Source organism: Salinicola halophilus (genome assembly GCF_003206155.1).
GTDB classification, from domain to species: domain Bacteria; phylum Pseudomonadota; class Gammaproteobacteria; order Pseudomonadales; family Halomonadaceae; genus Salinicola; species Salinicola halophilus.
Map to the genome: position 1 here is coordinate 84,877 of NZ_PZJV01000006.1, position 22,790 is coordinate 107,666.

Annotated in this window: 22 protein-coding genes; 6 read left to right on the forward strand and 16 right to left on the reverse strand. The window is 65.5% G+C overall.

Features of this window, described 5'->3' with window-relative positions; all coding sequences use genetic code 11:
• Nucleotides 1–25: 25 nt before the first annotated feature.
• The 11 genes from nuoL to ndhC all read right to left on the reverse strand — a co-directional run bounded on the left by nuoL (nucleotide 26) and on the right by ndhC (nucleotide 12,273).
• Nucleotides 26–1,891: an NADH-quinone oxidoreductase subunit L gene (gene nuoL, locus DOM33_RS12295; RefSeq protein ID WP_239495355.1), complete on the reverse strand. Its 1,866-nt coding sequence runs from the start codon at nucleotides 1,889–1,891 to the stop codon at nucleotides 26–28.
• Nucleotides 1,888–2,196, reverse strand: a complete 309-nt coding sequence (gene nuoK, locus DOM33_RS12300) for an NADH-quinone oxidoreductase subunit NuoK (RefSeq protein WP_110669399.1) — start codon at nucleotides 2,194–2,196, stop codon at nucleotides 1,888–1,890. The genes nuoL and nuoK overlap by 4 nt, the downstream gene beginning before the upstream one ends.
• Entirely contained in the window at nucleotides 2,193–2,825 is a 633-nt protein-coding gene (gene nuoJ / locus DOM33_RS12305) for an NADH-quinone oxidoreductase subunit J (RefSeq protein WP_110669401.1), read from the reverse strand. Before nuoJ ends, nuoK begins: the two co-directional genes overlap by 4 nt.
• A 62-nt stretch (nucleotides 2,826–2,887) precedes the next feature.
• Nucleotides 2,888–3,436 carry an NADH-quinone oxidoreductase subunit NuoI gene (gene nuoI / locus DOM33_RS12310; RefSeq protein ID WP_110669403.1) on the reverse strand — a complete coding sequence of 183 codons (549 nt, stop codon included), beginning with the start codon at nucleotides 3,434–3,436 and terminating at the stop codon, nucleotides 2,888–2,890.
• 13 nt (nucleotides 3,437–3,449) lie between these two features.
• Nucleotides 3,450–4,433 (reverse strand): NADH-quinone oxidoreductase subunit NuoH, encoded by a 984-nt coding sequence (gene nuoH / locus DOM33_RS12315; RefSeq protein WP_110669405.1) that lies wholly within the window; start codon nucleotides 4,431–4,433, stop codon nucleotides 3,450–3,452.
• A complete protein-coding gene (gene nuoG / locus DOM33_RS12320; protein WP_110669407.1) occupies nucleotides 4,430–7,222 on the reverse strand; it encodes an NADH-quinone oxidoreductase subunit NuoG in 2,793 nt (930 codons plus the stop codon). Before nuoG ends, nuoH begins: the two co-directional genes overlap by 4 nt.
• A gap of 19 nt (nucleotides 7,223–7,241) precedes the next feature.
• Nucleotides 7,242–8,582 carry an NADH-quinone oxidoreductase subunit NuoF gene (gene nuoF, locus DOM33_RS12325; RefSeq protein ID WP_110669409.1) on the reverse strand — a complete coding sequence of 447 codons (1,341 nt, stop codon included), beginning with the start codon at nucleotides 8,580–8,582 and terminating at the stop codon, nucleotides 7,242–7,244.
• A gap of 55 nt (nucleotides 8,583–8,637) precedes the next feature.
• On the reverse strand, nucleotides 8,638–9,168 hold the full coding sequence (gene nuoE, locus DOM33_RS12330) for an NADH-quinone oxidoreductase subunit NuoE (protein WP_110669411.1): 531 nt from the start codon (nucleotides 9,166–9,168) through the stop codon (nucleotides 8,638–8,640).
• A 10-nt stretch (nucleotides 9,169–9,178) separates the two neighbouring features.
• Complete coding sequence (nuoC, locus tag DOM33_RS12335) at nucleotides 9,179–10,957, reverse strand: NADH-quinone oxidoreductase subunit C/D (protein ID WP_110669413.1); 1,779 nt, start codon at nucleotides 10,955–10,957, stop codon at nucleotides 9,179–9,181.
• A 72-nt stretch (nucleotides 10,958–11,029) separates the two neighbouring features.
• Entirely contained in the window at nucleotides 11,030–11,707 is a 678-nt protein-coding gene (locus DOM33_RS12340) for a NuoB/complex I 20 kDa subunit family protein (protein ID WP_110669415.1), read from the reverse strand.
• A 110-nt stretch (nucleotides 11,708–11,817) separates the two neighbouring features.
• Nucleotides 11,818–12,273, reverse strand: coding sequence for an NADH-quinone oxidoreductase subunit A (ndhC, locus tag DOM33_RS12345; RefSeq protein WP_110669417.1), 456 nt, complete (start codon nucleotides 12,271–12,273; stop codon nucleotides 11,818–11,820).
• Between the two features lie 234 nt (nucleotides 12,274–12,507).
• Here ndhC and thiD point away from each other — a divergent pair, with 234 nt between their 5' ends.
• Both thiD and dctP read left to right on the forward strand, forming a co-directional pair.
• Complete coding sequence (gene thiD / locus DOM33_RS12350) at nucleotides 12,508–13,350, forward strand: bifunctional hydroxymethylpyrimidine kinase/phosphomethylpyrimidine kinase (protein ID WP_110669418.1); 843 nt, start codon at nucleotides 12,508–12,510, stop codon at nucleotides 13,348–13,350.
• A 269-nt stretch (nucleotides 13,351–13,619) separates the two neighbouring features.
• Nucleotides 13,620–14,660 carry a TRAP transporter substrate-binding protein DctP gene (dctP, locus tag DOM33_RS12355; RefSeq protein WP_110669420.1) on the forward strand — a complete coding sequence of 347 codons (1,041 nt, stop codon included), beginning with the start codon at nucleotides 13,620–13,622 and terminating at the stop codon, nucleotides 14,658–14,660.
• 92 nt (nucleotides 14,661–14,752) lie between these two features.
• On the opposite strand, the gene DOM33_RS12360 is transcribed toward dctP, so the two are convergent.
• Together DOM33_RS12360 and DOM33_RS12365 are read right to left on the reverse strand one after the other, a co-directional pair.
• Nucleotides 14,753–16,036: a TRAP transporter large permease gene (locus tag DOM33_RS12360; RefSeq protein ID WP_110669422.1), complete on the reverse strand. Its 1,284-nt coding sequence runs from the start codon at nucleotides 16,034–16,036 to the stop codon at nucleotides 14,753–14,755.
• 44 nt (nucleotides 16,037–16,080) lie between these two features.
• Nucleotides 16,081–16,701, reverse strand: a complete 621-nt coding sequence (locus DOM33_RS12365; RefSeq protein WP_110669424.1) for a TRAP transporter small permease — start codon at nucleotides 16,699–16,701, stop codon at nucleotides 16,081–16,083.
• A 316-nt stretch (nucleotides 16,702–17,017) separates the two neighbouring features.
• Here DOM33_RS12365 and dtd point away from each other — a divergent pair, with 316 nt between their 5' ends.
• Both dtd and DOM33_RS12375 read left to right on the forward strand, forming a co-directional pair.
• Nucleotides 17,018–17,455: a D-aminoacyl-tRNA deacylase gene (gene dtd, locus DOM33_RS12370; protein ID WP_110669426.1), complete on the forward strand. Its 438-nt coding sequence runs from the start codon at nucleotides 17,018–17,020 to the stop codon at nucleotides 17,453–17,455.
• A 106-nt stretch (nucleotides 17,456–17,561) separates the two neighbouring features.
• The gene (locus DOM33_RS12375; RefSeq protein WP_110669427.1) at nucleotides 17,562–18,338 is read left to right on the forward strand and encodes an SDR family NAD(P)-dependent oxidoreductase; all 777 of its coding nucleotides are present in this window, start codon (nucleotides 17,562–17,564) and stop codon (nucleotides 18,336–18,338) included.
• Between the two features lie 29 nt (nucleotides 18,339–18,367).
• On the opposite strand, the gene chaB is transcribed toward DOM33_RS12375, so the two are convergent.
• Together chaB and DOM33_RS12385 are read right to left on the reverse strand one after the other, a co-directional pair.
• On the reverse strand, nucleotides 18,368–18,598 hold the full coding sequence (gene chaB, locus DOM33_RS12380) for a putative cation transport regulator ChaB (protein WP_110669429.1): 231 nt from the start codon (nucleotides 18,596–18,598) through the stop codon (nucleotides 18,368–18,370).
• Between the two features lie 111 nt (nucleotides 18,599–18,709).
• Complete coding sequence (locus DOM33_RS12385) at nucleotides 18,710–20,629, reverse strand: ATP-binding cassette domain-containing protein (RefSeq protein WP_110669431.1); 1,920 nt, start codon at nucleotides 20,627–20,629, stop codon at nucleotides 18,710–18,712.
• A 111-nt stretch (nucleotides 20,630–20,740) separates the two neighbouring features.
• Between DOM33_RS12385 and DOM33_RS12390 the strand changes: the two genes are divergently transcribed.
• Nucleotides 20,741–21,250 carry a TIGR02444 family protein gene (locus DOM33_RS12390; RefSeq protein ID WP_110669432.1) on the forward strand — a complete coding sequence of 170 codons (510 nt, stop codon included), beginning with the start codon at nucleotides 20,741–20,743 and terminating at the stop codon, nucleotides 21,248–21,250.
• A gap of 98 nt (nucleotides 21,251–21,348) precedes the next feature.
• Nucleotides 21,349–22,083, forward strand: coding sequence for a BamJ family beta-barrel-assembly machinery protein (locus tag DOM33_RS12395; protein WP_110669434.1), 735 nt, complete (start codon nucleotides 21,349–21,351; stop codon nucleotides 22,081–22,083).
• A 93-nt stretch (nucleotides 22,084–22,176) separates the two neighbouring features.
• Here DOM33_RS12395 and DOM33_RS12400 read toward each other — a convergent pair whose 3' ends face one another.
• Entirely contained in the window at nucleotides 22,177–22,740 is a 564-nt protein-coding gene (locus DOM33_RS12400) for a hypothetical protein (RefSeq protein WP_110669436.1), read from the reverse strand.
• Between the last annotated feature and the right edge of the window lie 50 nt (nucleotides 22,741–22,790).

Below are 22,790 nucleotides of genomic sequence, written 5' to 3' on the forward strand. Positions count from 1 at the left end.
TCGTTGTCATCGTGTGCCTCATTGCTCACCCCACCAGCAGAAACGCGAGGAGCAGGGTCGTGCCCAGCACCATGGAGAATGCGTAGTGCCGCAGCCGCCCGGTCTGTGTGCGCTTGAGCCCCCGATGGGCGACGCCGGCGAGCCAGGGCGCTAGATTGCAGAGCGTATTGATCCAGTCGCTGCGATTGACGCGTACCAACGCCTGATAGGGCCGCACGAGAAGCCGGCCGTAGAGCGCATCGAAGCCCCAGGCCGCATTCCAGAACGCCCACAGACGCGCACCACGACGGTCGGCGACGGCGCGTCGAAGCAGCTCGCGACGTCGACGGAAGAGCCAGATCGCGCCGAGCACCCCGCCGAGCGCCACCAGCATGGCGACGATCTCCAGCGCATGGGCACCGCCGCCCTCCCCGTGCGGACCGGCAGGCAGCACGTCATCGAGCGGCGGGGTGAGCTGCGCGCCAATGGCGGTGGACATCACGATCAGCACGATCAGCGGTAGGCCGTGGGCGAAGCCCTTGCCCTCGCGGGCCTCGCGAGCGTGATCGCTCTTGGGATGGCCGTGGAAAGTGCCGAGGATCAGCCGCACGGTGTAGATCGAGGTGAGCAGCGCACCGACGAGGCCCGCCAGCATCAGCACCCAGTGGCCCGCCCCCAGCGCCGACACCAGAATCGCATCCTTGCTGTAGAAACCGGCGGTGACCAGCGGCAGCGCCGCCAGCGCCGCGCCGCCGACGACGAAACCGGCATAGGTGAGCGGCAACTTGCGCCACAGCCCGCCGAGCTTGCGCATGTCCTGCTCGTGGTGGGTGCAGATGATCACCGAGCCGGCGGAGAGGAACAGCAGCGCCTTGAAGAAGGCGTGCGTCATCAGATGGAAGATCGCCGCGTCATAGGCGCCGACCCCGAGCGCCAGGAACATGTAGCCGATCTGGCTCATGGTGGAGTAGGCGAGCACGCGCTTGATGTCGGTCTGGGCGAGGGCCGCAAAGCCCGCCATCAAGAGTGTCAGCGCACCGATGACCCCCACCAGCAGCTGAATGTCCGGCGCCAGCGCGAAGATCCCCTGGGTGCGCGCGATCAGGTAGACACCGGCGGTGACCATGGTCGCGGCGTGGATCAGCGCCGACACCGGCGTCGGCCCCGCCATGGCATCGGCCAGCCAGGTCTGCAGCGGAAGCTGGGCGGACTTGCCCACCGCGCCGCCGAGCAGCATGAGCGCCGCGAGCTGCGCCATCAGATCGCCGCGCGCCCACGCCTCCGGAGCGCGAGCGAGCAGCGTCTGGATGTTGAGCGAGCCGAGCTCGACGAACAGCAGGAACATACCGATGGCGAGAAAGACGTCCCCCGTTCGGGTGACCACGAACGCCTTGAACGCCGCCCAGCCGTTGGCGGAGGTACGGTAGTAGTAGCCGATCAGCAGATAGCTGCAGAGCCCCACGCCCTCCCAGCCGAAGTAGAGCAGCAGCAGATTGTCGCCGAGCACCAGCAGCACCATGCTGAAGACGAACAGATTCATGAAGCAGAAGAACCGCGTCACCCCCTCTTCGCCGCGCATGTACCAGGAAGCGAAGAGGTGAATGAAAAAGCCGACCCCGGTAATCACACCGAGTAGCGTCAACGACAGCCCGTCGAGCATCAGGCCGATGGTGGGGCGAAAGTCCCCCACCGCGATCCACTGCCATAGCGTCAGCGTCTGGGCCGCGCGGCCCCCCTCGTAGAAGTCGATCCCCACGCCGAGAGTGCAGAGCGCCGCCAGCCCGATCGAGGCCACGCCGATGGCGCTACTCGCCTTTTCCGAGCGCTGGCCGAATGAGAAAGCCAGGAGCAGCGCGCCCAGCAGCGGAAAGAGGAACGTGCCAATCAGCATGGCGTTAATGGGTAGGCTCATCCGCGTAACCTGCTGGCCGCATCGATATCGAGAGTCTTGAAGCGCCGGTAGAGCTGCATCAAGAGCGCAAGGCCCACGCTCGCCTCGGCGGCCGCCAGCGTGATCACCATCAGAAACATCACCTGCCCATCCGGCTGCTGCCAGTGCGTGCCGCCGACGATGAACGCAAGCCCTGCCGCATTCATCATGATCTCGAGACTCATCAGTACGAAGATCATGTTGCGACGGGTCATCAGCCCGACCAGCCCCATGACGAAGAGGATCGCGGCGAGAATCAGGCCGTGCTCCATGGGTACGCCGTTCATGCGCTGCCTCCCCGGCCGGTGGGTTGTTCGGTGCCGTCGGTGAGCGGCGTCTCCTGAGTCGTCGGCGCGGTATTACGCGACGCGCTGATCTCGGCTCGTTCGCGCTGACGCTCGCGGGCGAGATCCGCTTCGCCCTGAGCGTCGCTGCGTCCCAGATGCGAGGCCGTGACCAGCGCCGCCAGCAACAGCATCGCCGCGAGCTCGACAACCACCAGGTAAGGGCCGAAGAGCGTGACCCCCACCATCTTCGCCGTCAGCGTCTCGCCGCTGATCATGCCGTCGAGATCCCCGCTGACCAGCGTCGCGAGCATCACGATCAAGAGCGCCCCGGCGAGTACCGCCGGACCGATCCAGAGCCTGGGAGCGAGCCAGGCGCGCTCCTGCTCCACCGCCGATTCGCCGAGGTTCAACATCATCACCACGAAGACGAAGAGCACCATGATGGCGCCGGCGTAGACGATGATCTCCAGCGCCCCGGCGAAGGGCGCGCCGAGGGCGAAAAACACCATCGCCACCCCGATCAACGACACGATCAGGTAAAGCAGCGCGTGTACCGGGTGCGTGCTGGTGATCACGCGAAGAGTCGCCGCTATCGCGACCAGCGCGCTCAGATAAAACGCGACTTCCATGTTCGACCTCCCAAAACGACGCGCCATCGCCCGGTCGCGATCATCGCGTACAGATGAATGGATCAGGGCATCAAGGACTTGACGTCGATCGGCTCGGCCTCGTTCTGCGCTTCGCCCTTGTCCTTGCCGGCGATCGACAGCCCCGCCACCCGGTAGAAATTGGTGTTGTGATCCTTGCCGGGGCCGTCGATCAGCAGATCCTGCTTCTCGTAGACCAGCTCCTGGCGTCTGAACTCGCTCATCTCGAAATCCGGCGTGAGCTGGATCGCCGAGGTCGGGCACGCTTCCTCGCACATGCCGCAGAAGATGCAGCGCGAGAAGTTGATGCGAAACCACTCCGGATACCAGCGGCCGTCGTCGCGCTCGCCCTTTTGCAGCGAGATGCACGCCACCGGACAGGCCACCGCGCAGAGGTTGCAGGCCACGCAGCGCTCTTCGCCGTCGGGGTCGCGCGTCAGCACGATACGCCCGCGATAGCGCGGCGGCAGATAGACCTTCTCCTCGGGATACTGCAGCGTCTCTCGTCTGCGCCAGGCGTGGCTGAACACCATCCAGAGCGTGCGCAGCTGGGTGCCGGTCCCGAGGACTACCTTCTTGATCGTTGTCAGCATGGGCGCCCCTCCCTCAGGCGGCCGGATCGATGAGCAGGATGACGGCCCCGGTCACCAGCAGATTGACCAGCGTCAGCGGCAGACAGACTTTCCAGCCGAAGCTCATCACCTTGTCGTAGCGCGGTCGCGGCAGCGCCGCGCGCAGCAGCACGAACAGCAGCACGAAAAATGCCGTCTTGAGCAAGAACCAGACGATCGGCGGCAGCAGCGGCCCGTGCCAGCCGCCGAAGAACAGCGTGACCAGAAGCGCCGACACCAGCACGATGCCGACGTACTCGCCGACGAAGAACATCCCCCACTTCATGCCGGAGTACTCGACGTGATAGCCGTCGGCTAGCTCCTGCTCCGCCTCCGGCTGATCGAACGGATGGCGGTGGGTCACCGCGATCGCCGCGACCACGAAGGTGCAGAAGCCGAAGAACTGCGGAATGACGTTCCAGAAGCCCTCCTGCGCATTGACGATGTCGCGCATGTTGAACGAGCCGGTCATGGCGACGATGCCCATCAGCGCAAGCCCCATGAAGACTTCGTAGGAGAGCGTCTGCGCCGAGGCGCGAAGCGCACCCAGCAGCGCGTACTTGTTGCCGCTAGACCAGCCGGCGAAGAGCACCGCGTAGACGTTGATACCCGCCATGGCGAAGAAGAACAGGATGCCGATGTTGAGGTCGGCCACGCCCCAGCCAGGCGTGATCGGGATCACCATGAACGACAGCAGAAGCGACGCCATCGCGATGCCGGGGGCGAGCACGAAGAAGGTACGATCGGCGAACGGCGGTATCCAATCCTCCTTGAAGAAGATCTTGAGCATGTCCGCGACGATCTGGAAGAGCCCCAGCGGGCCGACCCGATTGGGGCCGTAGCGATCCTGCCATAGCGCCAGCAGACGCCGCTCGAACATGCTCAGAAGCGCGCCTGCCAGCACCACCGCCAGCAGAATGACCACGGCCTGAAACATGGCGAAGAGCGTCGCCTCGACCTGCGGCGTCCACCAGCTCATGGTCGGGCCTCCCCGGTCGAATCCGGTTCGCCGATACTGACGCGCCCCCAGCACTCGCCGCGGTCAGCCGGTCGTGCCGCCAGGCTCGCCGCACTGCCGGCGGGCAGCCCGATCACCCCGCACGGTAGGCCGGTGCCGAGGCGCGCGGGCAGCGTGACCGCCGCGTCGTCGAGCGTCAGCGTCACCGGCATGCCGGCCTCGATCCCCAGCCGTTCGGCGTCATCGGCGTTGAGCGCCAGCGCCTCCGGCGCCATGCGCGCCTGGATCGGTGCCGCCCGCCGGGACATCTCGTCGCCGCCGAAAAGCCGGGGCAGCTCGATCACCCGCCACCGGTCATCGCGGGTGGCGACCGCGGCGGGAATCGCCTCGCAGTAATCGCCGCTGACGACGGGGGCCGGGAAGAGCCGTACGCCGGGGTCACCCGCACGCAGATGACCGCCCACCTCGTCCTGGAACTTGTTCCACGCCTGCGGCGAGTTCCAGCCCGGGGCCCAGGCGAACGCGACCTCCCGACGAGGCTCGCGGTAGCCGGAGTAGCCCTCCATGGAGAAGGCGAACGGCGTATCCAGATCGACCGGCGCCCGCGGCTCGTTGACGTCGAGATTGGCGCGCATGGCGGTACGCCCGCTGTAGCGGTGCGGCTCGCGGGCGAGCTTGAGGCCGTGAATGCGAAAGAGCGCTTCCGGCGCGTTCTGGGCGAGCGGGGCAAAGACCGGCGCCGACTGGGCGACCGCCTCGGTGAGATCGTCGAGGAGCACGGTCTCCATCGGCTGGCGCGCAAGCGTCGCCGCCAGCGCGTGCAGCCAGCGCCAGCTCTCGCGGATGCGCGTATCCGGGCGCAGATAGCTGGGATCGAAGACCTGATAGAAACGCTGGGCGCGGCCCTCGAGGCTAACCAGCGTGCCGTCGCTCTCGGCAAACGTCCCCGCCGGCAGGCCGATGTCGGCCCGCGCCCAGGTGGGCGTGCGCTGGTGATCCAGCACCACCACGCTGCTCGCCCGGGTGAGCGCACGGTCGACGCGCTCGGCGGGTAGACGCACGTAGAGATCGTTCTCGAGGATCACCACCCCCTTCGCCGCCCCGCTTTCGAGACGCTCGAGCGCCCAGTCGAGCGACTCGCCGCCAAGCATTTCCAGACCCACGCTATTGGCCTCGCGGCGAATCAGCGTCAGCGCCCCTTGCGTCTTCTGGCGGCGATGCAGCGCACGGGCGACACTACCGGCCGCTTCGAGGATGGCCATCGAGCCCAGCGACTCACCGGCGATCACCAGCGGACGCTCGGCGGCGAGCAGGTCGTCGGCGATGCGCTCGGCAAGTGCCGCGGTGGCGTCGTCCAGCGCGTCTACCCCGGGCGCGGTCGGGTCGAGCGCGTGGGCGACGGCGAAGCCGAGCCTGGCGATCTCTTCGGGGGCGGCGCGCCACGTGCCGGCGCTGATGGCGTCGAGCTTGCTCGCCTCCGGCGTCGCCAGGTAGAGCGGGTAGCCGGCGTCCTGGGCGATGGTCTTGACGGCCTCGGCGTTCCAGCCCGGTACGTCGCGGGCCTCGCTCATCGCCACGCCCTTGGCGCGAACCGCCTGACGCACGCTGAGCGCGACGCGGGCCGCACTCTGAAGCAGGTCCTCACCCAGCACGAGGATCGCGTCACAGTGTTCGATCTCGCGCAGACTGGGCGTGGCGAGTCCGGTCTCGCGGTTGAGCTCGGCCATGCGCTGTAGCCGGGTAAGCTCGCCGGCTTCGATGCCGGTGGAGAAGTTGCCGGCACCCACCAGTTCGCGCAGGCGGTGGTTGCTTTCGAGACTCGCGCGGGGCGAGCCGATGCCGATGATGTCACCGGCATCGCGCAGGCCGTCAGCGGCGCGATCCAACGCTTCGTCGATCTCCAAGAGCGTACCCGCCGTCTCGCGGGTCGCCGTCTTGCTCGCCTGCGTGCGATCGCGGCGCTCGGGCCGGGTCGGGCGGTCGTAGCGATTGACGTAGCCGTAGCCGAAGCGGCCGCGGTCACAGAGAAAGTAGCCGTTGACGTCGCCGTTGTAGCGATTCTCGATGCGCCGGATATCGCCGTAGCGCTCGCCGGGACTGATGTTGCAGCCGCTGGCGCACTGATGACAGACGCTGGGGGCGAACTGCAGATCCCACTTGCGGGTGTAGTGGTCGGAGTGGGTCTGGTCGGTAAAGACGCCGGTCGGGCAGACTTCGGTGAGATTGCCGGAGAACTCGCTCTCCAGGGTGCCATCCTGATGGCGGCCGAAATAGATGTTGTCATGGGCACCGAATGCCCCGAGGTCCTCGCCGCCGGCGTAGTCCTGGTAGAAGCGCGTGCAGCGGTAGCAGGTGATGCAGCGATTCATCTCGTGGGCGATGAACGGCCCGAGATTCTGGTTGCGGTGAGTGCGCTTGCGAAAGCGGTAGCGGCGCCGGTCGTGACCGGTCATCACCGTCATGTCCTGCAGGTGGCAGTGGCCGCCCTCTTCGCACACCGGACAGTCGTGGGGATGGTTGACCATCAGCCACTCGATCACCGTCTGGCGGAAGGTCTTCGCCTCCTCGTCGTCGATCGAGATGTAGGCGTCGTCCTTTACCGGCGCCATGCAGGACATCACCAGCATGCCGCGGTCGTCGTCGGCGTCCTTGTACTGTTTTACCGCACACTGGCGGCAGGCCCCGACACTGCCCATTGCCGGATGCCAGCAGAAATAGGGAATGTCGAGCCCGAGCGACAGGCAGGCATGGAGTAGGTTGTCGCTCTGCTCGACCTCGTAGTCCTGGCCGTCGACGTGAATGGTCGCCATGAATTCGCTCTCCTCTCTGCTACACGCCGCCGACGGGAATCGGGTCCGCGTGAGCCTTGCCCTGGGAATGCGCCACGCCGCGCTCGAACTCGTCCCGGAAATAGTGAATCGCGGACGACAGCGGCATCGCCGCCCCCGGGGCGTGGGCGCAGAACGTCTTGCCGGGGCCCAGATCACGCGCCATCTGCTCGAGCAGTGCGATGTCGCCGGCCTCGCCCTTGCCGCTCTCCAGCGCCCGCAGCAGCTTGACGCTCCACGGCAGCCCGTCGCGGCACGGCGTGCACCAGCCGCAGGACTCGCGGGCGAAGAACTCCTCGAGATTGCGCGTCAGCGAGACCATGCTCTGCGTGTCGGCGACCACGGTAAGAAGCCCGGTACCCATGCGGCTGCCGGTATTGCCGATGGTGTCGAAATCCAGTGCCAGATCGAGATGCTCCGGCAGCAGGAAACCGGTACTGCCGCCGCCGGGCAGCCAGCTCTTGAGCGTGAGGCCGTCACGCATGCCGCCGGCGCGCTCGAGAATCTCGCGCCCGGTGGTACCCATCGGCAGCTCCCACAGACCGGGATGCTTGACCTTGCCGGAGACGCCGTAAAGCTTGGTGCCGCCGTCATCGCTGAGATTGCCGGAGAGTGCCTGGAACCAGTCGGCGCCATGGCTGACGATGCTCGGCACGTTGCAGAGCGTCTCCACGTTGTTGACCACGGTGGGGAGTCCCCAGGCGCCGGACTGCCCCGGGAACGGCGGCTTCGAGCGCGGGTTGGCGCGCTTGCCCTCGAGCGAGTTGATCAGCGCCGTCTCTTCACCGCAGATGTAGCGCCCGGCGCCGGTATGCAGCGCGATGTCGAAGTCCCAGCCGCTGCCACGCACGTCCCCACCGAGCCAGCCGTCGGCTCGGGCATCGGCGAGCGCCTGCTGGATCCGGGCGGCGGCGAGGTGATACTCGCCGCGCAGGAAGATGTAGCCCTGCTTGGCGCGGTTGGCGAAGCCGGCGAGGATCATGCCCTCGATCAGCAGATGCGGCTGCTGCTCCATCAGCAGACGATCCTTGAAGGTACCCGGCTCCATCTCGTCGGCGTTGCAGACGATGTAGCCTCGCGGCTTGTCTTCGCCCTTGACGGTCAGGCTCCACTTCATCCCCGCGGAGAAGCCGGCACCGCCGCGACCGCGCAGGTTCGCCGTCTTCACCTCTTCGGTGAGCGACTCGTAGGTGTGCTCAGCGAGCGCCTTGGTGACGGCCTCGAATCCACCCTTGTCGCGGTACTCCTGGAGCAGCACCGGGCTCTCGTCGTCGTGCAACCGCCAGGTCAACGGATGCGTCTCGGGCTGGCGTTCGCTCGCCGACTGCAGAATACGGCTCATGTCGCGTCTCCCTGCATCGCGCGCGCTGAGTTCTCGAGAGTCAGACATTCGACACTCATGAGTAGCCCTCCAGCAGGCGCGGGACCTGATCCGGCGTCACCGGGCCGTGCAGATCCTCGCCGATCAGAATCGCGGGACCGCGATCGCAGGCACCCAGGCAGCAGACAGGCAGCATCGTGAAGCGCCCGTCCGGCGTAGTCTGACCCATGCCGATCCCCAGCTGCTCGCTGATGGCGTCGCGCAGTTCTTCGTAATCGGTCAGGAAACAGGAGCTGCTGTCGCAGATCAGGATGACGTGGCGCCCCACCGGCTGGCGAAAGATCAGACTGTAGAAGGTCGCCACGCCCTCGACGTCGGCGACCTTGAGCCCCAGCGTCTCGGCGATGGCGGGGATCGCGCCGTCCGGCACGTGGCCGTGGCGCTTCTGTACGATCTTCAACGCCTCGATGCTCGCCGCCTGCGGGTAGGGATAGTGCGAGCGCTCCTCGAGCATCGCCTCGCGGTCGGCCGGGTCGAGGACGAAGGCGTCACTGGCGATGGTCGAGGCATCGCTTAAGGTCGAGCGGCTGTCGACGGTCGGGTTCATGTCGTCATCCTCATCGGTCCACGTCGGCCATGACGAAATCGATACTCCCCAGGTGCGCGATCAGATCCGGCACGAAGCCGCCGCGCATCACCGCCGGAATCTGCTGTAGATGCGGAAAGCTCGGTGTACGGATGCGCGTGCGATAGCTCATGGTGCTGCCGTCGCTGGTGAGGTAGTAGCTGTTGATGCCCTTGGTCGCCTCGATCATCTGGAAGGACTCGTTGGCCGGTAGCACTGGCCCCCAGGAGACCTGCAGGAAGTGAGTGATCAGGGTCTCGATATGCTGGAGCATCTTCTCTCGCGGCGGCGGCGTGGTCAGCGGATGATCCGCCTTGTAGTCGCCGGCGGGCATGTGATCGATGCACTGCTGCAGGATACGCACGCTCTGGCGCATCTCCTCGATACGCATCATGCCGCGGTCGAAGGCGTCACCGTTGGCGGCGGTAGGCACCTCGAAGTCGAAGTTCTCGTAGCCGGAGTAGGGGCGCTTCTTGCGTAGATCGAAGTCGAGCCCGGTGGCGCGCAGGTTGGGGCCGGTGACGCCCCAGTCGAGCGCTTCCCGGGTGGTGAAGGCGGCCACGTGCTTGGTGCGATCGCGCACGATGGCGTTGTCCATCATCGCCTTCTCGTACTCGGCCAGACGCTTGGGCATCCAGTCGACGAAGCCCTTGACCAGTTTCTCCCAGCCGGTGGGCAGATCGTGGGCCGTGCCGCCGATGCGATACCACGCCGGGTGCATGCGAAAACCGGTGATCGCCTCGATCACTTCGTAGGCTTTCTGCCGGTCGGTGAAGGTGAAGAACACCGGCGTCATCGCGCCGAGATCCTGCAGATAGGTACCCAGGAACAGCAGGTGGCTGTTGATGCGGAACATCTCCGCCATCATCACCCGGATCGTCTTGGCCCGGTCGGTCACCGTGATGCCGGCGAGCTTCTCCACCGCCAGCACGTAGGGGAGATTGTTCATCACCCCGCCGGTGTAGTCGATGCGGTCGGTGTAGGGGATGAAGCTGTGCCAGGACTGGCGTTCGGCCATCTTCTCGGCGCCGCGGTGGTGATAGCCGATGTCCGGTACGCAGTCGACGACCTCCTCGCCGTCTAGCTGGAGCACGAGCCGGAAGGCGCCGTGGGCCGAGGGGTGGTTGGGCCCGAGGTTCAGGAACATGAACTCGGTCTCTTCGCCCTGGCGCTGCATGCCCCAGGCCTCCGGATCGAAGCGCAGCGCCTCCTGCTCCACTTCCTGGCCCTTCACCGTCAGCGTGTAGGGGTCGAACTCGGTGGCGCGGGCGGAGTAGTCCTTGCGCAGCGGGTGACCGGTCCAGGTCGGCGGCATCATGATTCGCGTCAGATGCGGGTGTCCGTTGAAATGGATACCGAAAAGATCGAAGACTTCCCGCTCGTACCAGTTGGCGTTGAGAAAGATGTCGTGAATCGAGGGCAGCGTCGGCTCGCGCTCGTCGAGGGCGACCTTGAGCATGATGTCGACGTTTCGCTCGATCGACATCAGCTGATAGAAGACGGTGAAATCCGATGCGGGCATGCCGCGGCGGTGGGTGCGCAGCCGCTCGTCGACGGCGCTCAGGTCGAACAGCAACGAGAATGCGCCGTCGAGTGCCTTGAGCCAACCGAGCACGTCGCGTAGCCGTTCGCGCTCGACCCAGAGAACCGGCATGCCGGTCAGCGTCGTCTGCGCCACGACCACGCGTTCGCCGAAATGGGCGATCAGCTGGGCGGCGACGTCGCGACCGCCCGGCGGGACGGCGGCGGCAGTGTCATCGGCTAGGGTCATGAATGGCGGTTCCCGGAAGATGAATCGATCGTCGTCGCAGGCGACGATGGGCGACGGTCACGCGTAAGCGGCCTAGATCCCATCGGGTGTACGAAGCTCCGTAACGGCGATGCGCTCGTCACGATACTTCTCGCGCTGCGACGGCATCTCGGCGCGGTAGACGCCCTGATCTCCCACCACCCAGGAGAGCGGCCGGCGCTCCTGCTGAATCGACTCCTGGAGTAGCTGCAGCCCCTGAAGAAACGCTTCCGGGCGCGGCGGGCAGCCCGGCACGTAGACATCCACCGGCAGGAACTTGTCGACGCCCTGCACCACGGAATAAATGTCGTACATCCCGCCGGAATTGGCGCACGAGCCCATCGAGATCACCCATTTGGGCTCGAGCATCTGGTCGTAGAGCTGCTGAATGACCGGGGCCATCTTGATGAAGCAGGTGCCGGCAATGACCATGAAGTCGGCCTGACGCGGGGAGGCACGAATGACCTCGGCACCGAAACGCGCAACGTCGTGGGGTGCGGTGAACGCCGTGGTCATCTCCACATAGCAGCAAGAGAGGCCGAAGTTGTAGGGCCAAAGCGAGTGCTTGCGACCCCAGTTGACCGCCGAATTGAGCACGTCGTCGAGCTTACCCATGAAGACGTTGCGATGAACCTGCTCGTCCATGGGGTCGTCGACGCGCTGACGTTGACCCAGCGGGTAGCGTTCAGACGCGGAGTCGTCTTCCTCCGCTCGTGTCAGGGTGTACTGCATGGAAAGCCTCACCAAACCAGATGAAAAATCGGTCGCGGAAGTTCCAGGACGTCACGGATGGACTTCCGTCGTAATGATCGAACGCCGCCGGGGCGTACCGCCACGACGAATCAGCGCACACCGGACTTGGCTCCCGGCGTGCTGGCGAGTTCGCGCGCTTTCGGCGCATCTTCGCGCCCGCGTTTGCGCGGCGCCCAGTCGAGCGCACCTACGCGGGCGTCGTAGACCAGGCCTGCCAATAGAATCAGGATGAACACCGCGGCGCCGGCGAAGCCGGTCCAGCCGACCTCGCGCACGGAGACCGCCCAGCCGAAGAGATAAACGGCTTCGATATCGAAGATGACGAACAGCATCGCCACGAGATAGAACTTGACGGAAAACCGTTGGCGGGCGGTGCCGGCGCCAACGATGCCGGATTCGAAGGGGAGGGATTTGCTCGGACCGGTGCTACGCCCCCCGAGCAGGCTGGCGACGCCAATCATGAGCGTACACAGAATCAGCACTGCGACCACGAAAAACCCGGTGGCCCAGTAGCTGGCGATCCCTGCGCTGACCTGATCGGACATGCGTTCCCTCGCAAGACGCTGAAAACCGACATCGAACGCGCGATGTCGTAAGTTTACGAGTCTACTCTCAAGGGGTCGGTCCTACTGTTTGACGATCGTCTTATTGCGAACGCGCGATCGCTCTGGAGCAGTGTCATTTGGCGCATAAAAATCGAATGACCGATCCCCGTGCTGGGTTCCCCCGGCACCTTGTTTTAGGCTAGTCGCTCTGTTCTCGCTTGCAATGTCGAAACCATGCCGATCTCCCAATCTTCGAATGGACCTCACCGTCCCCCCAAGGCACTGACCATCGCCGGCTCCGATCCCTCTGGCGGGGCCGGACTACAGGCCGATATCAAGACCTTCTCGGCGCTCGGGGTCTACGCCACCAACGTCATCACCGCCGTCATCGCCCAGAGCACCCAGGGGGTGCGCGCGGTGGAACCGGTTTCCGCCAAGATGATCGCGATCCAGCTCGACCACCTGCTCGACGACGTCAAGCTCGACGCGGTCAAGATCGGCATGGTGGCCAGCCGCGAGGTCGCCGAGACGATTCGTGAATGCCTCCAACGCCGCCGCCCGCGCTGGATCGTGCTCGATCCCGTCATGGTGGCCAAGAGCGGCGACCGGCTGGTGGATGACGAAGGATTGCGTGCCGTGCGCGACATCCTCGTTCCGCTGGCGGACGTGATCACGCCTAACCTGCCCGAGGCTGCAGCCCTGCTCGATGCGCCGGTCCCTGATGATCTGGCCGGGATGGAAGCGATGACCGCGCGACTCGCCGCGCTCGGCGCGCCCTACGGGCTACTCAAGGGAGGGCATCTGCCCTTCGCGCGCTGTCCGGACCGACTCTGGACGCCGGAGACCACCCGCTGGCTGGACGCGCCCCGACTGACCACGAAGAACCTGCACGGCGCCGGCTGTGCGCTCTCCTCGGCCATTGCCGCTCAGCTGTCGCATCTGCCGCCGGGAGAGACCGCCGTGGAGCCGGCGATCGTTGCCGCCAAGCAGTGGCTGCACGCTGCCCTGGAAGCCAGTGAGCGTCTCGACGTTGGCCAGGGCAAGGGGCCGCCCCACCACTTTCATGCCTGGTGGTAGCGGCAGGCCAATGCAGTCGCGAACCAGTGCAGCGGCAAGCCTAATACAGCGCGATTCGCCGACGTCCTGACCTGCCCATGGCGCAGCGCGTCACCCTGCCAGGGGCCGCCGAACCGGCGATCGGTGTCGCGTTCGAAATAGGCCGGGTCGGGCCGTGATAGCGTGGAATGCCACACGATAGCCAAGCGTCACCGTTGGATCACACGATTTGACAGATGTCGCTTCCTATCCTCTTCTGAACTGGGTAAACAACGACTAAAGGGACCCCTATGAAGACGCGCAACGTAGCGACCGGCATTCTCGCTTTCGGCATGATGAGTGCCGCTTCCACCGCCCTTGCCGACACCTGGCGCTTCGGCCTGGAAGAGACCGAGGGCAGCGTACAGTACGAGTACGCCATGGCGTTCAAACAGCTCATCGAAGAGAAGAGCGACGGCGACACCACCGTCGAAGTGCTCCCCTATGGCGTCTGGGGTTCGAGCTATTCGACCCTCTATGACGCGATTCAGAGCGGCGCGATCCCGCTCTCCTTCGGCTCCGGCTTTCTCGGCGGCACGGTTCCCGAAAGCCAGCTGATGAGTTTGAACTACGTCATGCCCAACGATCAGCGGGAGACGGCGGAGATTCTCAACTCCGACGCCTTCATGAAGAGCGATGCCTGGCAGCAATCGTTCCGCGAGCGCGATCTGGTACCGCTGGCCGCCCTCCCCGAGGGCTACCAGGTGTGGACCGCCAACAAGGCGATCGAGACCCCGGAGGACATGGAAGGCCTGCAGATCCGCGTCATGGACAACAGCCTGCTGCGCTCCACCTATCAGGCCTACGGCGCCGCGCCGATCACCATCGCTTACGGTGAGCTCTACAGCGCGCTGCAGCAGGGGCAGGCCGAGGGCAACATCCAGCCGGTCTTTGCTCACGAGAACATGGGCTTCTACGAAGTTCAGGACTACATGATCTTCGCCGAGCAGTCGCAGTTCATCGCCAACCTGATCGCCAACGAAGAGTGGTATGACGGCCTCTCCGACGATCAGCGCGAAATGCTCGACTCGACCATCGACGAGATGGTGGAGAAAGGCGACGAGATTCAGAGCCAGCTCAACGAAGAGCGCCTGGCGACCATCGAAGAGAACAGCGACATCGAAGTGATTCGTCTCGACGAAGAGCAGCGCGGGCGTTTCCGCGATCTGGCGCGCCCGGTGCGTGACGATTTCGTCAACCTGGTCGGCGAGCGCGGCGGCGAAGCGCTCGACATCGTCCTCAAAGAGGTCAAGTCGCGCGGCTCCGAGACCGGTGATGACAGCGACTCCTAAACGTCGCAGTGACTTCTAGGGCTGCCGCCCACGAGAACCCGGAAGCATTGCGCTTCCGGGTTTTTTTGCCCGCTCTCGCCGAGCGGTGCACCTCACTCCCCGCCGAGCGAGGGCAGCAACAGCGAGATCTGCGGGAAGAGGATCAGGATCAGGGTCGCCAGCAGCAGAATGAAGATGAACGGCGGCGTGCCCTTGATCACCTCGATGTAGGGGCGTCGAAAGACCGCGATGGCGGTAAAAATGTCGCAACCGAACGGCGGCGTGGCGGAGCCGATCGCTGCCTGGAGCGTGACGATGACCCCGACGTGGATCGGATCGAGCCCAGTGGACTGCACCAGCGGCTTGAAGATGGGCACCAGGATCAGAATCACCACGATCGGATCGACGAACATGCAGCCGACGAAGAACGCCGCCGCGATCAGCAGCAGCGCCAGGAACTGATTGTCGCCGATGGCCTCGATCAATGGCCCGAGGATCTGATTGGGCACCCCCGCCGTCCCCAGCGCCTGGGAGAACGCCGCGCCGATCGCCACCAGAATGAACACCACCGCCGTGATCAAGCCGGTGGAGAGCGCAAGACCGCCAAGGTCGCGAATCGTCACCTGACGATAGATCACCACTTCCAGCAGCAGCGCGTAGGCCACCGCCACCGCCGAGGCCTCGACGGCGCTGAAAAAGCCGCCGTAGATACCGCCCACCACCAGGATCGGGAAGCCGAGCGGCAGGATCACGCGACGGATCGCCTGCCCACGCTCCTTCCAGGTCGCCTTGGCTTCTGGCTCGATGCCCTTGATCCGCGAGTCGATCCAGCAGTAGATCGCGAACATCACCAGGATCAGCACCCCGGGCAGGATGCCGGCGAGAAACAGATCCCCGATGGAGGTCTGCATTGCCACGCCGTAGATGATGAAACCGATGCTCGGCGGAATCAGCAGGGCCACGTCGCTGGCGTTGATGATCAGCGCCAGCGTAAAGGCGTCGGAGTAGCCCTTCTTGAGCAGCCGTGGGCGCATCGGCCCGCCCATCGCCACCACGGTCGCCTGGGTCGACCCGGAAACCGCGCCGAACAGCGCACACGAGGCCGCCGTAGTGATCGGCAGTCCGCCGCGCAGGTGACGCGTGAAGGCATCGACCACGTCCAGCAGGCGGTTGGCGGTGTGGCCCTTGGTCAGAATGTCCGCGGCGAAGATGAACATCGGCACGGCCGCCAGCACCCAGCTCCCCACCCCGCTGATCATCCAGCTCACGGCCTGGTCGGGGCCGAAGAACGTCATCCCGGTGAACATCATGTAGAGCGTGCCGGCCGCCAGCGGCACCATCATGGGAAAGCCCAGCAGCAGCAGCACCAGCATGATCAGGCCAAGACCTAGCAGCATGAGAATCGTCCTTGTTGTCGTTGTGTTGCGTAAAGCACCACGTTTCAGTGCCCCCGGCCGGTCTCTTCGTCGTCGTCTTCCACCGCGATCGCGACCTCGTCGTAGGTCTCTTCCTCTGTCAGCGAACGCCAGACGCCGGGGCTGAGCATATTGCGCACGGCGGTCAGAACGTACTGGATGCCGGCCAGCGCGAAACCCACCGGCAGGGCAAGATAGACGATCCAGAAAGGAATCTGCAGCGAGGCGCTGGTGCGCCCGCGATCATGAAGCGCCATCACGTACTCGATGGACTTGTAGCAGAAGTAGAACATCAGAAGCGCCGTTCCCAGCGAGATCACGATCAAGAGCGCCTTGCGCGCGCGTCCCTTCAGCTGGTCGTAGAAGGCGGACATGCTGATGTGACGCGCATGCCGCGCCGCGTAGCCAACACCCACGAAGGTGATCAGCACGATCAGCATTTCGGTGATTTCGTAGGTGCCGGCGATGCCCTGATTGAAAAGGATGTTGCCGACCACGTGGGCGCTCATCAAAAGCGCCATGAACAGGATCGCCGTCGCGATCAGGGTGCGCTCGAGCAAGCCGAGTAGCCGATCGAACGCTAGCAGCGCGCCCAGCAGGCCCCTCGGACGGCGCTGGTCGCCCCGGGCTGGAGAGGTTGAGTCCATGCGTGTTGTCCTTGTCGTGAATGTTTTCCTTCACCTGGAAAAGACGCGACAAGAGAGCAGCGCGAGACGGTGAATACGCTACATAGTCGTCCCGGCCATCCGTCTCGAAGCGACCTCTGTTATAACAAGAGCGCCGTCACCATTGCCACCGGATCACCGCGTCGGGGCGGGCGAAACCTGGCGCTCAGCCTTTTCAATCAGATCCCTCATGCTAGGCTTGGCACCGTTCCCTCGGGGGTCCCGGCCCGAACCTCTCGATCCAGACGGTTCGACCCGGACACCTCGATCCAGACTTCCCGACAGAGACGACACGACCATGCGAGCGCTCGTTCAACGCGTCACCCAGGCGTCGGTCACCGTCGGTGACACGGTGGTCGGCCGGATCGACCACGGCATGCTCGCGCTGATCGGCGTCGAGGCCGATGACGATGCCGCCCGCGCCGACAAATTGCTGCACAGGCTGCTGCACTATCGAATGTTCGCGGACGCCGACGGGCGCATGAACCACAACCTGCAGCAGGCCGAGGGCGGGCTGCTGCTGGTGTCGCAGTTCACGCTGGTCGCCGGTACCGACAAGGGGCTGCGCCCGAGCTTCTCCCGCGCCGCGCCGCCCGAGCACGGTCGCGCCCTGTTCGCGCACCTGGTCGCTGAAGCCGACGCCGCCTGGTCGCCGGTCGCGACCGGGCGCTTCGGCGCCGACATGCAGGTCGCCCTGGTCAACGATGGCCCGGTCACTTTTCTGCTCGAGACCTGATCGACCCTGGCCAGCGTCGACGACAGCAGACCGATGCTTCACCCCACAGGGCCGGCCCGGCCGGCTACGATAACGGCCTCAGGCCATACAGAGGAAAGAGACGACGATGACGATGCCTTTGGCCATCATTACCGGTGGCGCCCAGGGAATCGGTTGCGCAACGGTGGAACGGCTGCTCGAAGAGGGATGGCGGGTCGCCGCGCTGGACCGTGACCCGCAGGCGGTCGCCGAGCTCGACGAGCGCTTTCCCAACCAGCCGCTGTTCGCCATGGCGGTGGACGTGAGCGACGAAGCGCAGGTCAAGGAGGTGTTCCAGCATATCGGCGGCTGGCAGCGCGAGGGCGATCAGAGCGAAGGGATCGATCTGCTGGTCAACAACGCCGGCATCGCCGACCCCGAGTGCGGCCCCATCGAGGATCTCTCGCTCGACAACTGGCGGCTCTGGCAGGAGAGCCACCTGACCGGCACCTTCCTCTGCACCCGGGCTGCGGTGCCGGGGCTGCGCAAGCGCCAGGGCGCGATCGTCAACATCGCCTCGACGCGGGCGCTGCAGTCCGAGCCGCACTGCGAGTCCTACGCCGCCGCCAAGGGTGGCCTGCTCTCGATGACCCATGCCCTGGCGGTGAGCCTGGGGCCGGACGTCCGCGTCAATGCCATCTGCCCCGGCTGGATCGAGACCGGGCCGTGGCAGAAGCGCGCGAACCGTACCCACCCCGAGCATCGTGACGTCGACCGGGAGCAGCATCCGGTGGGGCGGGTTGGCGAACCGGGTGACGTGGCCGCCACCATCGTCTTTCTCGCCAGTGACAAGGCCGGCTTTATCACCGGCCAGCACTTGAGCGTCGACGGCGGGATGACCAGGAAGATGATCTACGCCGACTAGACTCACCAGTAATGGACTGCGCTCGTAACTCAATCTTTCGGGTGCCAGTAGCCGTCGCTGCCCTTCTTGTACTTCGATTCGACGGCCTTCCAGGCGACGGCATGAGCGGTCTCCTCGCGGGAGCTGTCGCCACGACGATCCTTGGCGTCCTTGTACTCTTCCCAGGCGCTGTTGAAGGCCTCCTGATAGATCGTGCGGGCGTGGGGCGGCAGCACCTTGCGGGCACTGTCGGGAATGTCGTCGCGAGTGTCGTAGGGCATGACGCCTCCTGAGAGCGGGGTTCGATACCGATCGGCTCATCGGCGCTTCGCGATCAGTGTAGACACCCGACAGCGGCCGCCGGCAAATTCCGCCGACGCCGCCTCTGCCTCTCAGGAAGCGGCTGTGAGCTCGGCTTCCAGCGCTTCCAGCGCCTCTTCGGCCTCCATCCAAGCCTGTTCATCGCTTTCAAGACGGGCCTTCCACTCGCCCTGCTCGCGTAGAAGTTCTGTCAGCCGGGCCTTCTGATCGGCTTCGTAAATCGCCGAGTCCGAGAGCTTTGCCTCGACTGCCTCGAGCGCTTTCTGGGCCTTCTCCATCGATTTCTCGGCGGCATCGCGGCGCTTGCGCAGCGGCTTGGTCTGTTCTCGAAGCTCGGCGGCGGCGCGCCGGGCGGCCTTGCGATCGCCCCCCTCGACCGCGGGCTTGTCTTCGCCGGCCTGGCGCTCTCGCTTGAGCGACGTTTCGCGCTCCTTGAGCCAGGCGTGGTAGTCGTCGAGATCGCCGTCGAACGGCACCACCTGACCTTCGGCGACGCGCCAGAAGGTATCCACGCTCGAGCGCAGCAGGTGGCGGTCGTGGGAGACGATCACCACCGCTCCCTCGTATTCGGCGAGCGCCTCGGCGAGCGCTTCACGCATGTCGAGATCGAGGTGGTTGGTGGGCTCGTCGAGCAGCAGCAGGTTGGGCTTTTCCCACGCCACCAGCGACAGCGCCAGTCGTGCCTTCTCGCCGCCGGAGAAACGGCCCACGTTGCCGAAGACATCGTCGCCGCGAAAGCCGAAGCCGCCAAGAAAGTCGCGAATCGCCTGATCGCTGGCCGTCGGCGAGAGACGCTGGACGTGCATGAAAGGCGTGGCGGTGACGTCGAGATGCTCGAGCTGGTGCTGGGCGAAGTACCCCACGACGAGGTTCTCGCCGGGCACCCGCTCCCCGGCCCGTGTTGCAAGATCGCCGATCATCGTCTTGATCAGGGTGGACTTGCCGGCGCCGTTGGGCCCCAGCAAACCGATGCGCTCTCCCGGCGAGATCGACACGCGCACGTTGTCGAGTATGTGACGCTCGCCGTAACCGAGCGCGGCCCGGTCCAGCGACAGCAGCGGCGTCGAGGTCTTGTCGGCGCAGGGCAGACGAAAGCGGAACGGCGAGTCGGCGCGGGCGGCGGCGATGGTCTCCATGCGCTCGAGCATCTTCAGCCGGCTCTGGGCCTGGCGTGCCTTGGTCGCCTTGGCGCGGAAGCGATCGACGAAACGCTCGATCTCGGCGCGCCGCGCCTGCTGCTTCTCGTACTCTGCCTGCTGCTGCGCCTGGCGCTCGGCCCGGGCACGCTCGAAAGCGCTGTAGTGACCGCGGTAGAGCGTGAGCCGCGCCTGGTCGATATGCAGAATGTGATCGCACACCGCATCGAGAAAATCGCGGTCGTGGGAGATCAGCATCAAGGTGCCGGGGTAGCGCACCAGCCACTGCTCGAGCCACACCAGCGCGTCGAGGTCCAGGTGGTTGGTGGGCTCGTCGAGCAGCAGGATTTCCGATGGCGTGAACAGCGTGCGTGCCAGCCCCACCCGCATGCGCCAGCCGCCGGAGAAGTCCGCCAGCGGACGGTAGAGATCGCTCTGCCCGAAGCCGAGGCCGGCGAGCAGCTGTTCGGCGCGAGCACGCGCGGTGTAACCGTCGAGCGCATCGATCTGGCCATGCAGTGCGGCCTCGCGATCGGTATCGCCCGTCTCCTGCGCCGTCGCCAGCGCCGCCTCGGCCTCGCGCAGGGCGTGGTCGCCGTCGAGCACGAACTCCGCCAGTGGCCGGTCGATCGCCGAGACCTCCTGGGCCATATGGGCGATGCGCTTGCCGCCGGCGATCTCGACGCTGCCGGCATCGGCGACGAGTTCGCCGCGCAGCAGGGAGAACAGGCTCGATTTGCCGGCGCCGTTGGCACCGACGATGCCCACCTTGTGGCCTTCGTGAAGCACCAGATCGGCGTCCTCGATCAGCCGCCGGGTGCCACGTTGCAGGGTGAGTTGGCGCAGTGCGATCATGCCGGACTCCAGGGCGCGTCGAATGGGGCGCACAGTCTAACAGCCCGCCGCGCTCGAGACTCGGTGGCGAACCGCCGCTCAGTCCGGTGCCGCCGTTCTTCCCGGAGCCGCATGTCCCACGCCTCGCCTTCCCTCTGGTCCTTCGCCCTCGAGCGCTACGCCCGGCCCGGTGCCGAGGCGCTGTGTCTCGACCTTCAGGACACCCACGGTCTGGATGTCTGCGAGCTGCTCTGGGCCGCCTGGCTCGCCGAGCGCGGGCTCGCCGTCGCCGACGATGCGCCGGTGCGGCTGGAACCGATCCGCCACTGGCAGTCCGACATGACACAGGCCCTGCGCGAGCGCCGCCGGGCGTTGAAGCCCCTGACCGCTGCTACGCCCTCTCTCGAGGCGCTGCGTCAGGCGCTCAAGCGCGCCGAACTCGAGGCCGAACGCGAGACGCTGCGGCGGCTGGAAACACTGTCGATGCCCTGGCCCCAGCCGACATCGACAGGGGTCGCGCTGGCGCTCGACAACTGCCGGTGCCTGGACGAACTCGATCCGCGTGCTTACCCCGCGTTACGCGAGCTGATGACGCGATGGCTCGAAAAATCGTCGGATGCGGAACCCAGCAGGCCTTGCTAGAGTCCTAGACCCGTGATCCCACCGATGTTTTACGCTTTTTCTCGGCGCTTTTTCGCGACATTGCCGACATCGGTTTCTCTTCAACGCAAGGAATTCGCATGAAACGTTTGGTAACCGCCGTCGCTCTCGGCAGCCTCGTCACCCTGCCGCTGGCCGCCCTGGCGCAGGACAGCACCGATCTCGACAGCGATCAGGCAAAGCTCAGCTACAGCCTCGGCGCGACACTGGGCCAGGGCATGGCGCAGGATTTCGAAGAGCTCGACGTCGACGCCTTCGCCGCCGCCCTGCGCGATGTCTATGACGACAACGACCTGCAGATGAACAAGGAGGCGATCGCCGCCACCCTCGAGCAGTATCAGCGCCAGCAGCAGGCCGAGCTCGCCGCCGAGCAGAAGGAGCTCGCCGAGGAGAACCGCAAGGCGAGCGAGGACTTCCTGGCCGAGAACGCCAAGAAGGACGGCGTCGAGACCACCGACTCCGGGCTGCAGTACGAAGAGCTCGAGTCCGGCGACGGCGAATCGCCGAGCCAGGACGACACGGTCAAGGTCAACTATGAAGGTACGCTGCCGGACGGCACCGTCTTCGACAGCTCCTACGAGCGCGGCGAGCCGACCTCGTTCAAAGTCGGCCAGGTGATTCCGGGCTGGCAGGAAGCGCTGGAAATGATGGAAGTCGGCGACACCTGGCGCGTCACGATTCCGTCGGATCTCGCCTACGGCGCTGCCGGTACCGGCCCCAATGGTCCGATCGGCCCGAACCAGGCGCTGCAGTTCAAGGTCGAGCTGCTCGCGGTGAATCCGGATCAGAACGACGACAGCGACAGCGACGACTGATCGCGCCGGCCAGTGTGACGAAGCCGCGAACGCCGACCCTCGGGTCGGCGTTTTCGTGTCGGGCGACGGAGGAACGTCGCGGCAGACGCATCCTCAGCTGGCAATCCAGAGACAGCGCGCCGATACGCTCTGACGCGCCTCTCGGCGCTGCTTCGCCCGATTCAGCGAATCGGTATCGAAGTCGAACCAGCTTCCCCGCCGCCAATCGGCGCTCTCAACCGATACCTGCGCACGCCAGACGTCGATGTGATCGCTGCAGACGCCGAGATCGCCGTGGCCGACGTAAGTACCGTCGCCCTGGCGAGCGAGTGCGAAGCGCCGCGAATGGACATTGGCGTCGCGACCGATGAACTCGACACTGACGGCCTTCGGTTCGACCCCACTGACGTCGACCTCGAACACCAGCGCGTTCGCGTCACCCGCTTCGCGCAGCGAGAACGACAGCGCCGCTCCCAGCCCCAGTCCGGCGCTGCAGCCGGTGGCAGTCTGGAGACGCTGGCACCCTTGCGCCGGCGGATACCAGGTCACGTCGGTGGTGGTGTCGCGCAGGTAGTAGTCGAGCAGATACCAGAGGGCGATCACGATCGTCGCCAGCGTCACCCCGATCAACAGGTTGAGCATGCGCGGGCGATGGGTTTCCTCTTCGTGGGCAAGCATGGACTTTCGAAGACTCCAGGCGTTGAAGATTTGCCGGTAAACTCAAGATT